Source organism: Desulfosporosinus burensis (assembly GCF_054657535.1).
The window spans coordinates 55,550-76,271 of the sequence record NZ_BAAHYN010000014.1; the positions used below are offsets into that span (position 1 = coordinate 55,550).

The window sequence follows — 20,722 nt, forward strand, 5'->3', positions numbered from 1 at the left end:
ATACCACTGAAAGTGCATACTTTTGTTTTGTGTGCGTTCTAAAATCATTTGTGGTAAAGTGGAAGAAAATAAGCAGCTGATTCAATCAATCGAGCAGAAAGGGAGATTACGTTGTTTTACCCTTTTGAAATGGAACGATATCTGGAAACCTTATTGGGTGAACGGGAGCCATTACTGCAGGAGATGGAAGAGCAGGCCCTAAAGGAAACGATCCCGGTGGTGACGCCGACAGTTGGAAATTTCCTCAATTTATTAGTACATATGACTAAGGCCCAGTCAATCTTGGAAATAGGGACAGCGATTGGATATTCTACGATTTGGTTGGCGCGAGCCGCAGAAAGGACTGGCGGGCAGGTCACTACAATCGATCTGAACAAGGATCGTCTGGGACGCTCAATTAAATACTTTGAACGGGCTGGACTCCGAGAGCGTATTACAACTTTAGAGGGAGATGCTCGAAAAATACTGCCGACCTTGAATTCTAAATTTGATTTTGTCTTTATCGACGCTGCTAAAGGAGAGTATTTGGAGTATTTGAGTCATATTTACCCTTTAATTGCTCCAGAGGGCTTGCTTGTCGTAGATAACGTGCTATTTCGGGGTTGGGTAGTGCCGGGTAGTGATTTTGCGCCCAAATATGACCGAATGGTAGGTGGTTTGCGTCAGTTTCTTCAGGATCTTTGCCAGAATTCGGATTTCTCCACCACGGTTTTGCCGTTTGGTGATGGGGTATCAGTAAGTCGGCGAGTTAGCACAAGTGAACTCGTTTAACTAAAGTTGAACAAGTAAGAAGAATGAGGCGGAAAGATCGGAAAATGGAAATGGAGATGGATTGGATTGAAATCAAATGAGAGAATTTCTGACCAGCGTCATGGGGAGATCGAATTTCTTAGGGCGCTAGCGATTGTGCTGATGGTCTTATTTCATCTTGTGTATGACTTGAAGGAGTTTGCCGGGATCAATCTTAATTATCAGGACCCATTTTGGTTTTGGATCGGAAAAACCTCCGCTCTGCTCTTTATCTTTATAGCAGGGCTTGCGAGTGGGTTTAGCAGATCCCCTGTCAAGCGTGGCTTCAAGGTTTTGTTGTATGGAATGGGAATCACAATGGTGACCTATTTGGTCATGAAAGATCAGTATGTCCGCTTCGGTATTTTACACTTTTTAGGGGTGGCGATGATCTTATCCCCCTTCTTATCTAAGTTGTCATCGCCGATACTCTTGGTTCTCTCGGCCTTTTCCGCCCTACTCGGCTTTTGGTTTAAGGGACAGCTATTAGAGACGAGTCTCTTTCTTCCCTTCGGCCTTATGAATAAAGGGTTCGGATCCATGGATTATTATCCTCTTTTTCCGTACATAGGGATGACACTCTTGGGTATTTTGGCTTACCGGCATTTTTATGAACATAGATCAGTCCCGAGATTTTCGTTCAAGCTAAAATCTGAACGCATTCGCTGGTTGAGCCGAAATTCCTTGGGTATCTATTTAGTCCATCAACCCCTAATTCTTCTCTCAATTTTCACCATCCTTTTCGTCATAAAACGCTTCGGATAATATGAAGTTTGGGTATTATTGTAAGCGATCCTGTGAGATAATAGATTTAAGCCAAAAGCCAGTGAAGTCAACAACCACTACCCTAAAGGGATAGTGGCTTGTAGGTAACTATAAGCCACATGTTGACTAGACTAAGCATTAACTTGCTACGTTATATAAGCCATCATACCCGTGGACGTTTGTCCTAATCTACGGCTCTATGGTCTATCATTAAACAGTTCTGTGTGGTACGGAACAGTGTGCTAGGCATGACAAACTTATATAACATTGTCTAAGGATTTTTAACTCTGAAAGGAGATAGGTTTTATGTTAACCTATGTTTTAAATCAAAATGGGAAACCGTTAATGCCTTGCAAGTCGTCTAAAGCAAGAAGACTATTAAAACAGAGCAAGGCAAAAGTTGTTAAGTTAGAACCATTTACGATACAGTTGTTGCATGGTTCAAGTGGATACAAGCAAGAAATTACCCTTGGCGTTGATGCAGGAAGTAAAATGATTGGGTTGTCTGCAACGACAGAAAATAACGAACTCTACTCAGTAGATATTCAATTAAGAAATGATGTCGTTGATCTATTGTCTACTCGAAGACAGAATAGACGGACGAGAAGAAATAGGTTGAGATACAGGAAACCAAGATTCTTAAATCGAGTCAAAAGCAAGAACAAGGGATGGTTAGCACCTTCTATTGAAAACAAAATACAAACTCATTTAACGGTTGTTCGTAATGTATATAAGGTATTGCCTGTGTCAAAAGTAATCGTTGAAGTAGCAAGCTTTGATATTCAAAAGATCAAAAACCCTAGTATCAGTGGTACGGACTATCAGCAAGGTGAACAGATGGATTTTTGGAATATTAGAGAGTATGTGTTATTCAGAGATGGGCATCAATGTCAAGGTAAAAAAGGTTGTAAAAACAAGATATTCAATGTTCATCATATTGAAACTAGGAAGGTTGGAGGAGATTCACCTAGCAACTTAATTACTCTGTGTGAAGAATGCCATAACCACTACCATAAAGGTAAGCTAGAATTAAACATCAATAGAGGTCAAAAGTTCAAAGATGCTACCTTCATGGGGATTATGAGATGGAGTTTTTACAATAGATTAAAAGAAATGTATCCTATTGTAAGTTTGACATATGGTTATATTACTAAAAACACAAGAATCGCCAACAGCTTGCCAAAAGAACATCGTATTGACGCATTATGCATCAGTGGCAACCTTATGGTCAAAAGATTGGACTATTTTTACTTCTCTAAGAAAGTAAGATGCCATAACAGGCAAATCCATAAGGCAAACATCTTGAAAGGTGGTGTCAAGAAGTTAAACCAAGCACAATTTGAGGTAAAAGGGTTTAGACTGTTTGATAAGATTCAATACCAAGGTAAGTTGTACTACATCTTCGGAAGAAGAAATAGTGGTTTCTTCGATATCAGGACTTTAGACGGAACTAAGGTAAACAAAGGTAGTATCAGTTGCAAATCTTTCAAATTAATTGAAAGAAGAAAAAGTCTATTAACCGAGAGGAGGGTGGCAGGTTAGGGTATGTGTACGACATTCCTCCACTACCCTAAAGGGATAGTGGTTTCCTGCCAAGCCATTATGAAATGGAGGACTAACGTTTGGCCATGTTTGTGCACGAACATTTGATGCAGGCGGTTTATTTTGCTCCGCGTGGAAAGAAGCGGCTTCTTTTTTTGGGAACCAATATCCAACAGCGATATTTAAGCCCAGAGGATAAGCTGATTGGGTTTGTGGGAGATGCAGGTGCCGGCAAATCATTGCTGATTCGGGGAATGTTTCCTGGACTAGAACTTACCAATGATGACGATGGTATTAATATTCGACCGTTACCCTTAATGGAGGATGCTGAGCGTGGACATTTTCGCTATCATACCTACCATCTAGATGTTCGCTTCGAGTCTGCGTTTACCCAACCTTGGAAGATTGCAGAAGCCATTCAGAAAGCCATTTCTACTGGGCATCGCGTCGTGGTTGAACACTTCGACCTGGTCTATGCCCAGCTCGGGATTAATGCCGAAGTTTTGATAGGGGTAGGAGAAGAAGTGATTGTAACTCGGCCGACGGTGTTCGGACCAGAACCGCACAGTATAGCATCGATTGTCTTCGATTCAATCAAGTATCGGCGCATGGCCCATAGTGCTGAGGACATTACCTCGATGATCTTGGAAGAAATGGGCTTAGAAAAACCCGAAGTACACAGTGACATCAAACATGGTTTTGTGTTAGAATTGCCGGAAAAACCAGATATTGATTTAGATTTGGTAGAGCACCGTGTGTTGGACTTAATCAAAGCGGATCTGCCCATTTCTTTTGCCAATGACGGTCATATTCGGGTAGGAGAAATACTTTATCCGTGCACAGGTCCTCGAATTCATATTCGGCGATCCAGCGAGATTAAAGGGTTTCACTTGCTAAAGGAATTCAGGTTTGATCCGATCGCGCAGCTCTATACTATTGCTGGTATTGTGGGAGAAGAGACGTCGCCTACCCGAGCGGTTGATTTGTTCGGAGGGTATAATCGCAATATTTAGCTGTCGCACAAGCCGGGTCCCTTCTTGCCATCACGGTGACTTGCTATCACGACACCTTGCCATCCATGGCGTCACTCTAATCTCAAACATCCTTGTTTGAGCCATGGCGGTGTTCGAACTCGAACGTCCATGTTCGAGTAGTGGCCAGCGGATTGGCATTTCGCTTTCTATTCTGATAAACTAAAAAATGACAAACAGCAAAATTGACTCGTGCAAAGAAAGGCTAGGGGTTATTTATATGCAACGTTCAAATGGTCGAGCTTATGATGAATTACGAGCTGTGAAAATTTCACGGCAATTTACAAACATACCTGAGGGTTCAGTTCTTATCGAGATCGGGGATACTCGAGTTCTGTGCACAGCCAGTGTTGAGGAAAAAGTGCCTTACTTTCAAAAAGGATCAGGTAAGGGATGGGTCACAGCTGAGTACGCCATGATTCCGAGAGCGACTCAGACTCGGACGCAACGTGAGGCGAGCAAAGGTAAACTCACTGGTCGAACGATGGAAATTCAACGCTTAATTGGTCGGGCGCTACGCTCTGTCGTGGATTTAAAAAAGCTCGGTGAACGTACAATTTGGCTGGACTGTGATGTGCTTCAAGCAGATGGTGGAACCCGAACGGCAGCCATTACGGGCGCCTACGTAGCCCTAGTTGATGCAGTTCAATTTTTAATGGAAAAAAAGCTTATTAGAACGAACCCAATCATAGATTCCCTAGCAGCGGTTTCTGTAGGAAAGGTTCAGGGACACGCAGTCTTGGATTTAGCCTATGAGGAAGATTCCCATGCCGAAGTAGACATGAATGTTGTCATGACAGGCTCTGGAAAGTTCGTTGAAATTCAAGGAACAGCAGAAGATATTCCCTTTGATCGAGCTGATTTAGATAACTTTTTACAACTAGCTGAAAAAGGAATCCGATCTCTAATGGATGTGCAGAAGTCGGCAGTGGAAACGAGCTCATGAAGATTATACTTGCCACTCAAAACCAGGGCAAAATCAAGGAACTTCAAGAACTGCTGATGGATGAAACGATCGAAGTTCTTTCTTTACGAGATCTTGCAGACTGGGAAGAGGTAGAAGAAAATGGGGTGACCTTTGCGGACAATGCCGCCCTAAAAGCTAGAGTCGCCGCTCAGAAAACAGGACTGATTGCCCTAGCGGACGATTCTGGTTTAGAAGTTGACGCTTTAAATGGTGCGCCAGGAGTCTATTCTGCGCGTTTTGCCGGTGAGCCAAAAGACGATGAACGTAACAATGGAAAACTTTTACAACAGTTAGAGTCCACCAGTGATGACAAACGGACGGCCCGTTTTCGCTGTGCATTAGTGGTAGTGACCCCTGAAGGGGAAGAATTTCTTACTGAGGGTAGTGTTGAAGGTCAAATTTTAAGACAACGTCGCGGTACGGATGGATTTGGCTATGACCCTCTCTTTTATGTTCCTGAGTATGCGCGAACGATGGCAGAATTGACGTTGACTGAGAAAAACAAATTGAGCCACAGAGCTCAGGCATTTCGCAAAGTGATCCCGATACTCCAAACACTTAGGGGAAATATTAGAATCTAGAAATCTAAAAAGATCTAAGAGAAAAGGCAAGAAAAAAAGGTCTATTAAAAGGTTTGAAAAATAATTGAAAAAGTGCGCTTTGGTTCTTGACGAATTGATCAAGATGAGCTATACTGATCAAGTCACCAAATCGGGGTATAGCGCAGCTTGGTAGCGCGCCTGCCTTGGGAGCAGGAGGCCGGGGGTTCGAATCCCTCTGCCCCGACCATTATTTCTGGTTGTCCCTTGTTGAAGTAGTACCTGGTTGACAGTCGTAATCCTTGATCTGCGCCTGTAGCTCAGTTGGATAGAGCATCTGCCTTCTAAGCAGGTTGTCGGGGGTTCGAATCTCTCCAGGCGCACCAATAATTAAACTCTTATGGTGGGTGTGGCGAAGTGGTTAACGCACCGGGTTGTGGTTCCGGCATTCGTGGGTTCAAGCCCCATCACCCACCCCATAAAGCAAAAGTAACACCGAGAATTTATTCTCGGTGTTTTTTCAGTTATTCAACGGGAATCAGAAATGTAATTGGAACAGAGAACTTGACATTTATTGGAGTCAGAAATGACTCGGTATTAAAGTCGAAGTTGACTTGAAACGGCCTATCTCAGGGTAGGTTATCTTATTTAACAGTGGCATTAAAATTGCATTTAACTAGTTTTATTTGCTGGGATTGATCCAATTCTGTGAAGGAGTGTGCTAACAGTGTCCTTTATTTTAGGTATTGATACTGGAGGAACCTATACGGATGGTGTGCTTTTAGATTTTGAGGACAAAGTAGTGGTTGCAAAGGCTAAAGCCTTTACTACACCGCAGGATTTGACAATTGGTATCGAAGAGTGCATCGACAATATTGGGGAACTGGATCCTTTACAGATTAAGCTGGTTTCTCTTTCGACGACCCTCGCTACCAACGCGATCGTGGAAGGTCGTGGCGGCAAAGTAGGGTTAATTCTGATCGGTAATAAACCGGACGGAACTTACCCGGCCCATAAGATTAGCTTGATTTCAGGCGGACACGATGGGCTTGGAGTGGCAAAGAGTCAACTTGATACAGAAGAACTTATGAACGTCATTAGGCAAATGAAAAATGAAGTGGACACTTTGGCCATCTCCGGGATTTTCAGTATTAGAAATCCGGAACATGAGAATCAAGCCAAAGTGTTAGTGCGCAAAGAATGGGATGTCCCCATTGTATGTGCGCATGAGCTAAGCTCAAACATCGGGCTTTATGAACGGACAGTGACAGCCTGCTTAAACGCAAAATTGTTGCCCATTATCTCCGACTTGCTAAAAGCAGTAAAACAAGTGCTTAAAAGAAAGAGGATTGAAGCACATGTAATGGTGGTAAAAGGGGATGGATCTTTAATTTGGGAAGAAAAAGCACTTGAAAAGCCTATTGAGACAATCCTGTCGGGACCGGCCGCAAGTATCGTCGGGGCAATGTTTCTCTCGGGTTTGGATACGTTTTTAACGCTGGATATGGGCGGCACTACCTCTGACATCGGAATTGTCAAACATAAATGTTGGAGAATGCATGATGAGGGGGCAATCGTAGCTGGGTGGAAAACACATATTAATACAGCGGGGATCAGTACATTTGGGATCGGAGGGGATAGTTATATCACAGTTCCGGGAAAGGGTCAGCTAGGTATTGGTCCGACTCGAGTGAGGCCCTTGAGTGTTATTAGCTTACGCTATCCCTATTTAGTTAAAGAGCTTCGCGAAATCCAGAGCTCAAAACCCTTGAGTAACGGTACTAACTTTAACGCCCAAACAATAGATTGTTGGATAATCGTTAAACCCCCTCGTACTCTAGAAAGTTTAAGTCGCGATGAAACCTTAATTATCAAGGCTCTTGAGGACGGGCCCCATAATGTTCTGATTTTAAGAGAGCAAATTGGGAAATACGTGAGCCCATTTGCGCTCAATTCTCTCGAACAAGCGGGAATTATTGGACGCATTTCGTTTACTCCGACAGATGCTCTGCATTGCCTTAGTCTTTTAAAAAAATGGAATGTCGATGCTGCACTAGAAGGAGCAAGAATCCTCGCTAATACTTATGGATGCAGTCATGAGAACTTTGCCACAAAATGTCTAGAGAACATGACTCAATTACTGGCTCTCTCTACGCTGCAGAGCATCGCTTCCAAACAAGGTTATCTGTTCGATATGAAGGATGCAAACTTTAAGTTTTTCCTAGAGCCTTTTTTCAAGCAAGCAATGGACTCGGATATTCGTGTTCCAATCAGCTTGAATTACCCCATTGTCGCGATCGGGGCCCCCGTAAAAGCCTATTTACCGGCAGTGGGTCATCTATTGAAAACCGAAGTGATGATTCCTGAGCACAGTGAAGTAGCTAGTGCGATTGGGGCAGCAATGGGAAGGGTTAGCGAGAAGATTACCGCCTTAATTAAACCGGGGTTCAAAGTCCACGCACCTTGGGGATGCGAAGCATTTATGTACTATGATGATGCCTGCGAGAGAATTCTAACTAGGGGTAAGGAAATTGTCATAGAAAGTGCCAAAAAGGCCGGAATAACCAACCCAGAGATCACCGTGAATCGGGATAAAGTGACGAGTGATACGGAGTATGGTAAGATTTTCATTGAAGAGTTCTTCGAGATCATTGCCTCCGGATACTGTCAAGAAGAGAGGGGTTGTAACCATGAAAGCAAAGGTTTTTGTGTGTAGTACAATGGCCGATGAAATTCAAAAAGTGCTACCTCAAGGTATGTCCTATGAACTGTTGCCCTATGCACTTCATCGCGAGCCCAAAAAACTTAACTTAGAGCTGCAAGCCAGAATTGATGCGGATCAAGAGCATGACACCCTACTTTTTGGCTATGGGTTGTGTTCCAATGGAGTCGTGAATCTTCACTCCAGAACCCATACGTTGGTTATCCCCAGAGTTCACGACTGTATCAGTCTTTTGCTCGGTTCACGACAGATTTACCAACAGGAATTCGACAAATCGCCTGGAACCATCTATTTGAGCAAGGGCTGGATCGATCAAGGCGCTGAACCTTTGGCGGAGTTTCAGAAATATTGCGGAAAATACGGTGAAGTGAACGCTCGGTATATTATTGATACTGAATATCACAATTACAAGAGACTTGTTTTTATCGATACAGAAGTCGGAGATTATGAACCCCTTATGGACTATTCAAAACAAGTGGCCGATTTTATGGGAGCCGAATTTGAAGAACGAAAGGGTTCCTGTCAATTTTTAGAGAGATTAGTATCTGGAGATTGGGGAAGGGATTTTGTTGTGATTCCCCCAAAAATGATGGTTACCCAAGAAAGCTTCTTTTAAGAGCCTTTAAACCTAATACTACTTAAGTTAGCCATAGGTCTGTATGAGTAATGATGTCTGTCTTCCGTTTGTTTGTCCGATGTGTTTTATAGGCGTAAAGCTAATTGGGCCGAGAATCTATTTCGATTCTCAGCCCAATTTATTTCTTCACCCCCTAAAAAAGAACCCTTAGGTTCGTAAATAATTATGTAAGGGTTAAGCATAAAAGCATAAAACAAGAATTAAGGTCGCAATACTTATTAGACCACTACAACAAAAGAAAAGAGGATGGAAAATGAAAAAGATGAAAAAACAACTCGCAGTTGCCGTGACGGTAGCATTACTAACACTCCCGCTTGGTACATCCATGGTATTGGCTGAAACGGACAATTCATTGACGACGACATCAACAACTTCCGAGACAACAACCACTGACGTTGCTACCACAGACACGACAGCTACAGACGATGCAACAGGAGACGGCTCAACGACAGATGATACAACGACAGATGATACAACGACAGACGACACAACCACAGACGATGAAACGACGGACGATACGACCACAGACGATACGCCAGTTACCGATGACGATGGCGTTGAAGTGGCTCCTTCTAACTGGTTTACCAATTTAATTGGAAAACTCCAACTCGCCCTGACCTTTGACCCGGTGCGCAAGAGTGAGTTAAGTGAAAGACAAGCACTCGCAAAGTTGGCAAGAGCTCAGAAACTAATGTCAGAAGGAAAGATAGAAGCTGCTGAGATTGCATTAAGCGAATATAGCGATAAGATCACTAAGGCCCAGGAATTCCTAGAGCAAGTCGAAGATCCAAACACTGAAAAAGCTATAAAGCTCAACATCGCCCTTACCAATGTTAATTCTAATAATATTAATGTTTTAAGTAATTTATTGGAAAAGCTTCCCCCGCAGGCCGCTCAAAAATTAGCCCTTAATGTTGTGCACTCCATGGAGAAGGCCGTCAAAAAGATAGAGAAGCAAGAGGCCAAAGTCGCCCTAACGATCCCTACTGTAACAATTTCAGAAACGGTCCCAGCAACGACAGCTCCAGCGACGGAATCAGTAACAACAGAAATGTCAGCAACCAAGGATAAATCCTTGGAAAAGCAAGCTAAAATAGTATTAAAAGATTTTAAAAAATCACTCAAAGAAAAAGGAACTATTCAACAAGAAGAGGTTGAGCAGTCAGACGATGAGGATAATGATGCAGAAGGTAATGATACAGAGGATAACGATACAGACAATATAACTTCAGAGGAGACTGCTCCAGCTTCTCAAGAACCTTCTAACAGCCAGCCAACTTCTGTGACCGTCGCTCCAGCGCAACTTCAGAAGTCACCAACAACGAGTACTCAATCGTCTGGACGAGACAACAAGGAGAAAACCAAACGGGATGAACCAAGCAAAGAAAAGAGTCGGGATAACGGCGGGGATAAAAAGGCTAAATCAGACAAACGGGATTAATAAGAGGGTTATTTATAATCACAAGATAATAACTATTAACAAAGCGGCTCGATTGATGAGTCGCTTTTTTTCTGTGCTAGAGACAGTCGTTTTATCGTGAACAGGGGTTTTCCTAATTTAGAGAGGACTTACATCCCCTTTGCCATGAGGATTGGTCAAACTGAGCTGAGTGGGCCTTGGATTCTCCACGTTCGTGATAAAACGTGGTATACTAAATCTAAAGTGGTAAGATGAGGACCGAGAAAGACGGTGAAAACGACAAATGGACAAACAAAAGCAAAAACCTAAGCCTAAGCCGAATCCGGACGATCTCCGTCGTATGATCGGGTACACCATGATTACCTTTATGGGCGTATTTTTGTTTATCCCCATTGTATGGTTTATACATTTGATCTCACAAGACTCGGGACTTTACGTGCGCTGGGGTATTTGTTCGGCTTTTTTAGTAGTCTTTAATATCCTGTTTTATTATTGGAGATACCCATTAAATTGGTTAAAGAATTTAATGGTTTTGGTGGGCATCAATTTGTTAATCTTAATCTTTGAATATTTTTGGCTAATGCAAAGTATAGGCTAATAAAGTCAGAATGCTGGTAAATATATCAAACACTTGTCATATTACTAGAACTATGGTATTATTTCTTCTGGAGCAAGAACTCCAATTTGCGGGAATGGCGGAACTGGCAGACGCACTGGATTTAGGTTCCAGCGGGTAAACCGTGCAGGTTCAAGTCCTGTTTCCCGCACCAATAAGAAAACTTAGGTACGCTGGGGCAACGTCTCAGCGTATCTTTTGTTTAGTTTCTCAGAAAATGTTCTTCACAGTCAAGTTAACAGATTCGTAAATACTTTTAAATCGGAGTTTTAAAGTAGATACTTCTCCGATAGAATGTGAAAAGTCCTGAGCTTCAATGTTTTTTTCTAACCGCTTCAGGCTAAGGTCAATGGCTTCAATTTCTTGATGATCGAGAAGAACAGTCCACCAGATGTCACTCGTCTCCCAACTTTGTTGAGCAGTGGATAATTCATTTTTAGCGAACTCCCATTTTTGCTGCGCAAGGGATCGTTCGACCGTATCAAGCTGATCCCCAATCATCTCGGTCGTGGTTTGAATAAAGCGATGTGTGGTATATGAGCCACCAAATAACAATAGAGTAATTAGTATAATCGGCAACAGCGTGCGCACGGGGTTCACCTCTCTATCTGTGATTGTTTTTAGAACCGCGCAGCTTAGCTTGTGCGAAGAGCTTGCCAGAAGAGTCAATACTTGCTAAAAGGACATCCTCGATTCTCAATATCATTTGTTTTTGAAGTTCGCTTTTTAACCATGCCAAGTCTTTATTGCTCTGGACTAAGTTCCTTTGATTGAGCTTTCCGTCTAAGATAAGGGCCAGTGGCAACCCTTCGACTGGGGGCGTGATCTGAAAGTCTTCAGGAATAGTTGGCCTTTTCTGAGATTTGGGAATGACACTCACTTGACCGTTGTTTTCCAGTATGGCATATTCCACATCAGCAATGTTGGGGACGTTTTTAAGGCGGAGTTCTTCGAGTAGGTCAGTAAGGTTATAACAATTCTTTTTCAATTCGTCTTCAAGGATTTTTCCACGTTCGATGAGAATACTAGGTTTTCCGCAGATAATATCTCTAGCTCTTTCGCTTTTTAAGGAAATCCAGGCCAAGGTCATACTTGCAGAGAGAAGGACTAAGATCGGAATGATGCCGCTGAGGAGTGGAATGCCTATATTCTCACTGGGGATGACAGCTAGATCGGAAATCATGAGAATAACGACCAGCTCAAAAGGCTGCAATTGGCCGATTTCCCGTTTTCCCATCATGCGAAGGGCGACGATGACCAGTGTGTAAAGAATTAAAGTTCTGAGCACAACTACGATCATATTCGATCTCCTTTTTCATATTAAAAAGACTAAATTCGATTAAAGCACTTTTGATAATCACGTGAGTTATTTTGCCCTAAATGAAAAGAGTTATCCAAACGGAATTGTCTGTACACTCCTCACAGAATTAGATTGGCGGTTTCCCGCATCCAACTCTTATGTGGAAACATTTCTTTACTTAACTTCTGCGTATCCTATCAGAGATCCTTTGCTACATGGGCGTTTGAACTAGTTTTACGCAATTTGATTACGTGTTATAAGTCTGTTATAATTGATTAGTAAATTTTTTGTGCTATATGTAAAGAGTTTCAGGTTAAACTTTTGTTTCTTTTGATGTATTTGGCCTGAGCGGGGGTTTGTAGTCTTGAAAAACGGTAAGACTATCGAAGTATCCCACAACTGCCTTGCACATAGAGTAATTAGTGTTTTAAGGGGGAGAATATATGTCAGTCTCAGTCGAGAAACTAGAAAAGAATTTTGTTACTTTAGAAGTAACTGTAGAGTCCGAAAAGTTTGTCAGCGCGGTCAACCAAGCAGCCAAGAATTTAGCTAAGAAAGTCAATGTTCCAGGGTTTAGAAAAGGAAAAGCTCCACGCCGCATGGTTGAGGCACATGTCGGGAAGGAAGCCCTTTACGACGAAGCTCTAGATCATTTGATCGGACCAGCCTATGCATCAGCCGTTATGGAAAGCGGAATTGACCCTGTCGATCGTCCTGAAGTGGACTTAGTACAGATCGAAGAAGGGAAAGACCTAATCTTTAAGGCCAAAGTCATGGTCAAGCCTGAGGTTGAGCTGGGAGTTTACACAGGGTTACAAATTGAACAAGATGCAGCAAGCATCACTGAAGAGCAAGTCATGGAAGCGTTATTAAGCAAACAGCAACAACATGCCCGCCTAGTTACTCTTGAAGAGGGCAAGGTAGAAAATGATGATACCGTCAGCATTGACTTTGAAGGCTTCGTTGATGGAGTTCCCTTTGTAGGTGGTAAAGCGGAGGACTATGAGCTCGTTATCGGGTCGGGTACCTTTATTCCTGGTTTTGAGGAAGGCCTGATTGGAACTGAAATCGGAGAACCGGTTGATGTCAACGTTACCTTCCCAGCTGAATATCATAGTACAGAGCTTGCTGGAAAGGACGCCGTTTTCAAAACTAGTGTCAAAAAAATCCAGCGTAAAGAACTTTCTGCTCTAGATGATGAATTTGCAAAAGATGTCAGTGAATTTGAGACTCTTGATGAATTGAAAGCCGACTTACAGAATAAATTAATGAAGACAACTGAATTAAGAATCAAAGATGAACATCTCAAGAAAATCCTTGCTAAAGTGGTAGACAATGCCAGCGTCGAAATTCCGGAAGTTATGATTACGGAGCGAATCAAGGTTATGGTGGAGGACCTAAATCGTAATCTTGCACAGCAAGGCATGACAATTGAGCAGTATTACCAGTATACCAACACTACTGAAGAAGTCATGAAGGAACGTTTACGTCCTCAAGCTGCGGAAAGCGTCAAAATGGATTTAGTTTTAGAAACTATTGCTAAGGTAGAAGGAATTGAGGTCTCTGAAGACGAACTAGACGAAGAGATCAAAAAACTTGGTGAGCGTCATGGACAGGACGCTGTAGCGCTCAAAAAGGCCCTCATGGCGCGTGGAGATCTTCAGTTCTACAAAAATAGTTTAATCAGCGAAAAGACAGTTAGCTATTTAGTAGAACAGAACACCTAAGACCTACGCCTTGGGGGGAAATTCTGAGGTATAGAGGTGAGAGGATGGCAAAGTACACCGAAGACAAAAATCAACTAAAGTGTTCTTTTTGCGGCAAAACCCAAGAGCAAGTAAAAAAATTGGTTGCGGGTCCAGGCGTTTACATTTGTGACGAGTGCATAGAACTCTGTAATGAGATCATAGAGGAAGAGTTGACGGATGACTTAGGCGTTGAAATCGGAGATATTTTAAAACCTAAGGAAATCCGGTCAGTGATTGATCAGTATGTTATTGGTCAGGAACAAGCCAAAAAAGCACTTTCCGTAGCAGTCTATAATCATTATAAACGGATCAACCTAGGCATGAAAATCGATGATGTTGAATTGCAAAAATCGAACATCGTTATGCTAGGGCCCACTGGTTCAGGAAAGACTTTGCTGGCCTCGACGCTGGCTAAAGTGCTTAATGTTCCTTTTGCAATCGCGGATGCCACTTCACTCACTGAAGCGGGATACGTGGGTGAGGACGTAGAAAATATTCTCCTTAAATTAATTCAAGCCGCTGATTATGATGTAGAGAAAGCGGAAAAAGGTATTGTGTATATCGACGAAATTGATAAGATTGCCCGTAAGTCGGAAAACCCTTCAATTACTAGGGATGTATCTGGAGAAGGGGTTCAACAAGCCTTACTGAAGATCCTCGAAGGTACGGTTGCTAGTGTACCTCCTCAAGGTGGTCGCAAACATCCCCATCAAGAATTCATCCAGTTGGATACCACAAATATTCTCTTTATTGTCGGCGGAGCGTTTGATGGAATTGAGAAAATTATTCAAAATAGGTCTGGACAAAAGACTATGGGCTTTGGTGCTAATATTCAGAACAAATCTGAAAGAAATGTTGGCGAAGTCCTGAAGGATATTTTACCGATAGACCTTCAGAAGTTTGGCTTAATTCCTGAGTTTGTAGGGCGTTTACCCGTGATAGTAACCCTTGAGGCGTTGGATGAAGCAGCTTTAGTTCGCATACTCACCGAACCTAAGAATGCTTTGGTTAAGCAATACCAAAAGCTCATGGAACTAGACGGAGTAACCCTTGAATTCAAAGACGCGGCACTATCTTCGATAGCGACTGAAGCGATTCGTCGGAATACCGGAGCGAGGGGCTTAAGGGCTATTGTGGAGGAACTCATGCTAAATGTAATGTATGATTTACCCTCCCGCAATGATGTCATGAAATGCGTTGTCACCCAAGATGTTGTCTTAAAGAAAGAAGAACCTCTTCTGGTCATGACGGATAAAGTTAAAAAAGGCAAAAAAGAAGAGTCAGCTTAGGCGAGGCGCGAGGCTCGATGCGCGAGGCTCGATGATGGGGTTTCATGGACTCCACAAACAGTGATTTTCCTAAAATTGGTAGCAAAACATCGGAGCAGCCCAAGGGTTGCACCGGTGTTTTTTGTTGATAGTGTTTTATTCCCACTTTGTGGCAATACTAGACTAATAGATTGCTAGGAAGGGGAATATGAGCATGAATGGACTCAGTGGAATTGTTATGGTTGTTCAGTTGGTTTTTGCTGTTATTATTGGGCTATATTTTTGGGGGATGCTTAAATCTCAACAAGGAAATAAAGTCTCCGTTGAGCGAGAGTCACGTAAAGAACTTGAAAAATTGCAAACAATGCGCAAGATTGCGTTAACCACTCCCTTGTCCGAACGAACTCGTCCAGTTCATTTCGATGAGATCATCGGGCAAAAAGAGGGGATCAAAGCATTGCGAGCTGCTTTATGCGGTCCCAACCCACAACATGTCTTGATTTATGGAAGTCCTGGCGTGGGGAAAACCGCTGCAGCTCGGTTGATCTTGGAGGAAGCCAAGAAGAATCCCTTTTCGCCCTTTAAATCAAACGCTCACTTTACAGAAATCGATGGAGCGACTGCACGTTTTGATGAGCGTGGAATCGCCGATCCTCTAATCGGTTCAGTACATGATCCAATTTACCAAGGGGCAGGGGCGATGGGACTAGCGGGGATTCCCCAGCCTAAACAAGGGGCGGTCACTAAAGCTCATGGCGGAATTCTATTTATCGATGAAATTGGGGAGCTTCATCCTATACAGATTAACAAACTGTTAAAGGTCTTAGAAGATCGCAAAGTGACGCTGGAAAGTGCTTATTATAGCTCCGAGGACTCCAATATTCCTCAACACATCCATGATATTTTTCAAAACGGCCTACCCGCAGATTTTCGCCTTGTGGGAGCAACGACTCGTAGCCCAGAACAAATTCCGCCTGCGATTCGATCCAGATGTATGGAGGTTTATTTCCGGGGGTTGCTTCCGGATGAAATCTCTGAAATCGCTAGGGTTGCTGCAGCTAAAATGGAAATGCCAATTACCCAAGCAGCGGTTGATGTTATCAAACAATTTGCCGCTAATGGTCGTGAGGCTGTCAATATGGTCCAGCTTGCGGCAGGGGTCGCTTTAACCGATCGGTTGCCACAGGTGGACGTTGAAATCGTGGAATGGGTTGTGACCACGGGTCAATATGCACCGCGACCCGATAAAAAAGTGCCGACCGAAGCCAGCATTGGAGTGGTTAACGGTCTTGCTGTACACGGACCCAATATGGGTAGGCTCTTAGAACTTGAAGTGACAGCTCTTCCTGTAGCAGCGGGTACAGGACAACTTTTGGTAACAGGAATTGTCGAGGAAGAAGAACAAGGGGACGAAGGTAAGAAATTTCGACGTAAGAGCATGGCTCGAAGCTCAGTGGAAAATGTCCTGACTGTTTTAAGGCGGCAAATGAGCATTGAACCCCGAAATTTTGATATCCACGTCAATTTTCCAGGCGGCGGGCCAGTTGATGGACCCTCGGCCGGGATAGCCATTGCTACAGCCACAATATCGGCCATTCGTCAGCAAAAGGTGGACAATTATCTAGCTATGACGGGAGAACTTTCCATTCGTGGGCGAGTCAAACCCATAGGTGGTGTTTCAGCAAAGATCGAAGCAGCTAAGCAAGCTGGATGCAAGAGGGTGCTCATTCCTCTAGAGAATTGGCAAGAACGCTTTGCCGAGTTCCAGGGTGAGATCGAGATCATTTCAGTGGAAGATCTCACTCAAGTCTTAGAAATTGCCTTGGTACCAGGCATAAAACTTGAAAAATATGAGTTGCGGCCTCCTCTGGAAGAAGTCTTGAGCAGATTGGATTTTGCCGTTAATCAAGTGGTAACAAAGGCAGTTGCCAATTTGCCTGAACAGGGCAAAACATGTTAGAATAGATAATGATAAGTTTGGCACACTAGCTCTAGTGTGTCTTTTTCTGTACTAGTCAGACAGTATAACTTAATGTACTTTCTGCGCATAAGTGCAGCTAGGGCTTCCGCCGGCGCCTAACAGCTTGGTGCAAGCCAAGTTTTCTTTACATCTCAGAAGGATAATTCTGGGCTGAATTTTGAGTAACTTGGTTACTGGTATATTCTTTACAGGGGGGATTTCTATGATTAAAGAACGCGAATTACCCTTGCTCCCGTTACGTGGGATTCTTGTTTTTCCGTATATGGTTATTCACCTCGATGTAGGTAGGGAACGTTCTATGGCTGCTATTGAGAAGGCCATGCTCGAAGATCGAATTATACTCTTAGTATCTCAGAAAGAAACGGAGATTGATTCGCCGAATCCGGATGATTTGTATGATATGGGTACTGTCGCTGAAATCAAGCAACTCTTAAAGCTTCCTGGAGGCACGATGCGTGTCTTAGTGGAAGGAATATCACGAGGTCGTGTCCTCGAATTTTTAGAGGAGGACCTGTTTTATAAGGTAAGAGTCGAGGAAATGGTCGAGGAAAAGAAATCTCTAACCCCTGAAATTGAAACATTAATTCGAAGCATGACGCATCAATTTGAGGAATACGCCAAACTCGGTAAACGCGTACCCTTAGAAAACTTAGGAACGGTATTGGCAGTGGAAGAACCGGGGCAATTAGCTGATATTGTCGCGTCTCACCTCAATCTTAAAGTTCCAGATAAGCAAACAATTCTGGAAGCAATGTCGGTTGAATTACGCTTAGAACGCTTAACGGAACTGATCATGCGCGAGATTGAGATCCTAGAATTAGAACGACGCATTGGTCAGCGTGTGCGTAAGCAGATGGATAAAGCCCAAAAAGAATATTATTTGCGTGAACAGATGAAAGCCATCCAAAAGGAACTGGGAGATAAGGACGAGCGTCAAGTGGAGGCGGATGAATACCGCGAAAAGTTTGCCAAGGCTAAGTGTCCCAAAGAGGTTGAACAAAAGGCACTCAAAGAAATTGAACGCTTAGAAAAAATGCCTCCGTCCTCTGCTGAGGGCACCGTGGTACGTACTTATCTCGATTGGATTCTCGCGCTTCCTTGGGTTAAGACATCTCGCGATAAGATTGATTTAGTCAAAGCTGAAGAAATCTTAAATGAGGATCACTACGGTCTCGAGAAAATCAAGGAGCGGATTCTAGAGTTCTTGGCGATCCGAAAATTAACGCCTAAAATGAAAAGTCCTATTCTCTGCTTAGTAGGTCCTCCGGGAGTCGGAAAAACATCGTTGGCCAAATCAATTTCCAGAGCCTTAAATCGAAAATTCGTGCGTATGTCTTTAGGTGGTTTACGGGATGAGGCTGAAATTAGAGGACACAGACGCACTTATATTGGAGCTTTACCCGGACGGATTATTCAGGGGGTTCGGACAGCTGGAACTCGTAATTCGGTGTTTCTTCTCGATGAGATTGATAAGATGACCTCTGATTTTCGTGGTGACCCGGCCTCAGCTCTCTTGGAGGTTCTAGATCCCGAGCAAAACAGTACCTTCACAGATCATTACTTAGAACTCCCCTTTGACTTATCTCAAACCCTTTTCGTCCTCACGGCTAATACCCTGCACACCATTCCTCGTCCACTCTTAGATCGCATGGAGGTCATCACTCTCAGCGGCTATACAGAAGATGAAAAGGTCAATATCGCCAAGCGCTACCTAGTACCAAAGCAGATGGAAGCACATGGACTGAACAGCGACATTTTATCCATGGAGGAGGATGTTCTGCTTAAATTAGTCCAAGGGTATACACGAGAATCTGGAGTACGGGGTCTCGAACGTCAAGTCGCAAATTTTTGTCGGAAAGTAGCCATCCGCTGGGTAAAAAAAGAATGGGAACCACATACCGCAACCGTGGAAGATCTGGAATCTGCCTTGGGTGCACCACGTTATCACTTCCAAGTAGCGGCAAAGGCTCCTGAAATAGGGGCGGTAACAGGACTGGCCTTCACAGAGGTTGGAGGGGTTGTGTTAACGATTGAAGTCACCCCCTTGCCTGGAAAAGGAAGGTTAACCTTAACCGGAAAATTAGGGGATGTCATGAAGGAATCCGCTCAAGCGGCCTGGACCTTTGTCCGAGCTTATGCTCGTCAACTGGGCATTGAAGAAGACTTCTATGATCGAACAGACCTTCATATTCACGTTCCAGAAGGTGCCACACCCAAAGACGGACCCTCTGCTGGTATTACAATGGCCACTGCAATGGCGTCAGCCTTGGCGAAACGGGCTGTTAGAGCGGATCTCGCTATGACTGGAGAAATAACCTTGCGTGGCAACGTTTTACCTATCGGAGGCGTCAAAGAAAAGGTTCTGGCAGCCCATCGAGCAGGTATTAAAGTCGTGCTTCTCCCAGAAGAAAACCGCAAGGACCTTGAAGATATTCCCGAAAACATTCGCAAGTTACTAGAATTTCACTTTGTCAGCCGTATTGAGGAAGTCCTAACTCTCGCTCTCTTACCGTTGGCTCATTCGGATCAAGCGCCTGGAAATGTTCCCATTAATTCGATATACTCTCCAAGCGGAATTCCAAGCACAGAACGAAGCCCAGAAGAACGGCCACCTACCTGCTAAAGAAGAGAGTTCGCGAAGACACGTCCTCGGCCATGCGCTCGTCGTGAGGAGGGTCGCGTCATACTTGCTCAGCCGTTGCACTCGTCGCGCCAAACTAGGGCTTTAATCCGTTATGCAAGCGGCCAGGCGAAACACATGTGTTTCGGGCCAAAGCGACATCCGTGTCGCATGGCCGGCGGGAAACGTCCTGTTTCCCGTCCTGCTATGAAAGCGTCTTAAAGCCGAGTTTGGCTACGACTCACGCAGAGGCATCACGCCGCGTGATCGCGACCCTCTGTGGCAAGGGAGGACGGAAGGGCGTTTGAGGAAGTTTCTTGGCTTAGAGAGCATGGAGAGAGGAATTGCGTCAATGAGCGTAGTCGATAAAGCGTGAAGAAACGTAACGGGACTTGTCCATGGATGGACTGATGTCGCGGTGCCATGGATGGCAAGGAGCGACGCACATTAAGAAAGCCCAGAGGTTTTACGTTTTAGCTTTAGCGACAAGCGAATAGCAATGAAACACGATAGTCTCCAGTACGATAGTCTCCAGTACGATAGTCTCCAGTACGATAGTCTCCAGTACGATAGTCTCCAGTACGATAGTCTCCAGTACGATAGTCTCCAGTACGATAGTCTCCAGTGGAGAGTATCGCCGAAAGCGCATGGCCCTTAACGAATACTATGGCGCTGAAGGATAGAGTATCGCCGAAGCCGCGATCCCAAAAGAAATACTTATCGGCGTAGGATGTGTGAACGTGCCAAGACACTTCCTCCCCCAAATATACGAAAAGG

The 20,722-nt window shown here is 43.8% G+C and carries 17 protein-coding genes and 4 tRNA genes; 18 read left to right on the plus strand and 3 right to left on the minus strand.

Translation table 11 applies throughout. From position 1 onward, the window contains the following. Positions 1-111: 111 nt before the first annotated feature. The 14 genes from ACYQ3Q_RS22210 to ACYQ3Q_RS22275 all read left to right on the plus strand — a co-directional run bounded on the left by ACYQ3Q_RS22210 (position 112) and on the right by ACYQ3Q_RS22275 (position 11,182). The gene (locus ACYQ3Q_RS22210; RefSeq protein ID WP_459930665.1) at positions 112-771 is read left to right on the plus strand and encodes an O-methyltransferase; all 660 of its coding nucleotides are present in this window, start codon (positions 112-114) and stop codon (positions 769-771) included. Positions 772-837: 66 nt separating this feature from the next. Continuing rightward, positions 838-1,554: a heparan-alpha-glucosaminide N-acetyltransferase gene (locus ACYQ3Q_RS22215; RefSeq protein ID WP_459930666.1), complete on the plus strand. Its 717-nt coding sequence runs from the start codon at positions 838-840 to the stop codon at positions 1,552-1,554. A 306-nt stretch (positions 1,555-1,860) separates the two neighbouring features. Then, positions 1,861-3,096 carry an RNA-guided endonuclease IscB gene (iscB, locus tag ACYQ3Q_RS22220; RefSeq protein WP_459930667.1) on the plus strand — a complete coding sequence of 412 codons (1,236 nt, stop codon included), beginning with the start codon at positions 1,861-1,863 and terminating at the stop codon, positions 3,094-3,096. Positions 3,097-3,182: 86 nt separating this feature from the next. Continuing rightward, positions 3,183-4,109: an alanyl-tRNA editing protein gene (locus ACYQ3Q_RS22225; protein ID WP_459930750.1), complete on the plus strand. Its 927-nt coding sequence runs from the start codon at positions 3,183-3,185 to the stop codon at positions 4,107-4,109. Between the two features lie 238 nt (positions 4,110-4,347). Beyond that, positions 4,348-5,073 (plus strand): ribonuclease PH, encoded by a 726-nt coding sequence (gene rph, locus ACYQ3Q_RS22230; protein WP_459930751.1) that lies wholly within the window; start codon positions 4,348-4,350, stop codon positions 5,071-5,073. Next, positions 5,070-5,675 carry an XTP/dITP diphosphatase gene (locus tag ACYQ3Q_RS22235; protein WP_459930668.1) on the plus strand — a complete coding sequence of 202 codons (606 nt, stop codon included), beginning with the start codon at positions 5,070-5,072 and terminating at the stop codon, positions 5,673-5,675. Before rph ends, ACYQ3Q_RS22235 begins: the two co-directional genes overlap by 4 nt. Before the next feature lie 131 nt (positions 5,676-5,806). Beyond that, positions 5,807-5,883: transfer RNA gene (locus ACYQ3Q_RS22240), tRNA-Pro, on the plus strand. A 59-nt stretch (positions 5,884-5,942) separates the two neighbouring features. Further along, positions 5,943-6,019, plus strand: a tRNA-Arg gene (locus ACYQ3Q_RS22245). Positions 6,020-6,036: 17 nt separating this feature from the next. Beyond that, positions 6,037-6,112: transfer RNA gene (locus ACYQ3Q_RS22250), tRNA-His, on the plus strand. A gap of 248 nt (positions 6,113-6,360) precedes the next feature. Then, entirely contained in the window at positions 6,361-8,349 is a 1,989-nt protein-coding gene (locus ACYQ3Q_RS22255) for a glutamate mutase L (protein ID WP_459930669.1), read from the plus strand. After that, on the plus strand, positions 8,324-8,971 hold the full coding sequence (locus ACYQ3Q_RS22260; RefSeq protein WP_459930670.1) for a DUF1638 domain-containing protein: 648 nt from the start codon (positions 8,324-8,326) through the stop codon (positions 8,969-8,971). The genes ACYQ3Q_RS22255 and ACYQ3Q_RS22260 overlap by 26 nt, the downstream gene beginning before the upstream one ends. Before the next feature lie 274 nt (positions 8,972-9,245). Beyond that, positions 9,246-10,433 (plus strand): DUF5667 domain-containing protein, encoded by a 1,188-nt coding sequence (locus ACYQ3Q_RS22265; protein WP_459930671.1) that lies wholly within the window; start codon positions 9,246-9,248, stop codon positions 10,431-10,433. Positions 10,434-10,695: 262 nt separating this feature from the next. After that, positions 10,696-11,010 (plus strand): hypothetical protein, encoded by a 315-nt coding sequence (locus tag ACYQ3Q_RS22270; RefSeq protein ID WP_459930672.1) that lies wholly within the window; start codon positions 10,696-10,698, stop codon positions 11,008-11,010. 88 nt (positions 11,011-11,098) lie between these two features. Beyond that, positions 11,099-11,182: transfer RNA gene (locus ACYQ3Q_RS22275), tRNA-Leu, on the plus strand. Between the two features lie 56 nt (positions 11,183-11,238). Here ACYQ3Q_RS22275 and ACYQ3Q_RS22280 read toward each other — a convergent pair. Beyond that, positions 11,239-11,619: a DUF4363 family protein gene (locus ACYQ3Q_RS22280; RefSeq protein ID WP_459930673.1), complete on the minus strand. Its 381-nt coding sequence runs from the start codon at positions 11,617-11,619 to the stop codon at positions 11,239-11,241. Positions 11,620-11,632: 13 nt separating this feature from the next. Continuing rightward, positions 11,633-12,328, minus strand: coding sequence for a DUF421 domain-containing protein (locus ACYQ3Q_RS22285; protein ID WP_459930674.1), 696 nt, complete (start codon positions 12,326-12,328; stop codon positions 11,633-11,635). Positions 12,329-12,771: 443 nt separating this feature from the next. On the opposite strand from ACYQ3Q_RS22285, the gene tig reads away from it, so the two are divergent. The 4 genes from tig to lon all read left to right on the plus strand — a co-directional run bounded on the left by tig (position 12,772) and on the right by lon (position 19,948). After that, entirely contained in the window at positions 12,772-14,055 is a 1,284-nt protein-coding gene (gene tig, locus ACYQ3Q_RS22290; protein ID WP_459930675.1) for a trigger factor, read from the plus strand. Positions 14,056-14,099: 44 nt separating this feature from the next. Beyond that, positions 14,100-15,365: an ATP-dependent Clp protease ATP-binding subunit ClpX gene (gene clpX / locus ACYQ3Q_RS22295; protein WP_034142137.1), complete on the plus strand. Its 1,266-nt coding sequence runs from the start codon at positions 14,100-14,102 to the stop codon at positions 15,363-15,365. Positions 15,366-15,558: 193 nt separating this feature from the next. Continuing rightward, entirely contained in the window at positions 15,559-17,304 is a 1,746-nt protein-coding gene (lonB, locus tag ACYQ3Q_RS22300) for an ATP-dependent protease LonB (RefSeq protein ID WP_459930676.1), read from the plus strand. A gap of 223 nt (positions 17,305-17,527) precedes the next feature. After that, positions 17,528-19,948, plus strand: a complete 2,421-nt coding sequence (gene lon / locus ACYQ3Q_RS22305; RefSeq protein ID WP_459930677.1) for an endopeptidase La — start codon at positions 17,528-17,530, stop codon at positions 19,946-19,948. A gap of 476 nt (positions 19,949-20,424) precedes the next feature. Here lon and ACYQ3Q_RS22310 read toward each other — a convergent pair whose 3' ends face one another. Further along, the gene (locus ACYQ3Q_RS22310; RefSeq protein ID WP_459930678.1) at positions 20,425-20,697 is read right to left on the minus strand and encodes a hypothetical protein; all 273 of its coding nucleotides are present in this window, start codon (positions 20,695-20,697) and stop codon (positions 20,425-20,427) included. Positions 20,698-20,722 lie beyond the last annotated feature (25 nt).

What these genes read in the sequence shown, in the direction of transcription:
- ACYQ3Q_RS22260 (WP_459930670.1), top strand. Translation starts at nt 8,324, where the DNA reads ATGAAAGCAAAGGTTTTTGTGTGTAGTACAATGGCCGATGAAATTCAA.
- tig (WP_459930675.1), top strand. Translation starts at nt 12,772, where the DNA reads ATGTCAGTCTCAGTCGAGAAACTAGAAAAGAATTTTGTTACTTTAGAA.
- ACYQ3Q_RS22265 (WP_459930671.1), top strand. Translation starts at nt 9,246, where the DNA reads ATGAAAAAGATGAAAAAACAACTCGCAGTTGCCGTGACGGTAGCATTA.
- ACYQ3Q_RS22285 (WP_459930674.1), bottom strand. Translation starts at nt 12,328, where the DNA reads ATGATCGTAGTTGTGCTCAGAACTTTAATTCTTTACACACTGGTCATC.
- lon (WP_459930677.1), top strand. Translation starts at nt 17,528, where the DNA reads ATGATTAAAGAACGCGAATTACCCTTGCTCCCGTTACGTGGGATTCTT.
- ACYQ3Q_RS22225 (WP_459930750.1), top strand. Translation starts at nt 3,183, where the DNA reads ATGTTTGTGCACGAACATTTGATGCAGGCGGTTTATTTTGCTCCGCGT.
- ACYQ3Q_RS22235 (WP_459930668.1), top strand. Translation starts at nt 5,070, where the DNA reads ATGAAGATTATACTTGCCACTCAAAACCAGGGCAAAATCAAGGAACTT.
- ACYQ3Q_RS22270 (WP_459930672.1), top strand. Translation starts at nt 10,696, where the DNA reads ATGGACAAACAAAAGCAAAAACCTAAGCCTAAGCCGAATCCGGACGAT.
- lonB (WP_459930676.1), top strand. Translation starts at nt 15,559, where the DNA reads ATGAATGGACTCAGTGGAATTGTTATGGTTGTTCAGTTGGTTTTTGCT.
- iscB (WP_459930667.1), top strand. Translation starts at nt 1,861, where the DNA reads ATGTTAACCTATGTTTTAAATCAAAATGGGAAACCGTTAATGCCTTGC.
- clpX (WP_034142137.1), top strand. Translation starts at nt 14,100, where the DNA reads ATGGCAAAGTACACCGAAGACAAAAATCAACTAAAGTGTTCTTTTTGC.
- rph (WP_459930751.1), top strand. Translation starts at nt 4,348, where the DNA reads ATGCAACGTTCAAATGGTCGAGCTTATGATGAATTACGAGCTGTGAAA.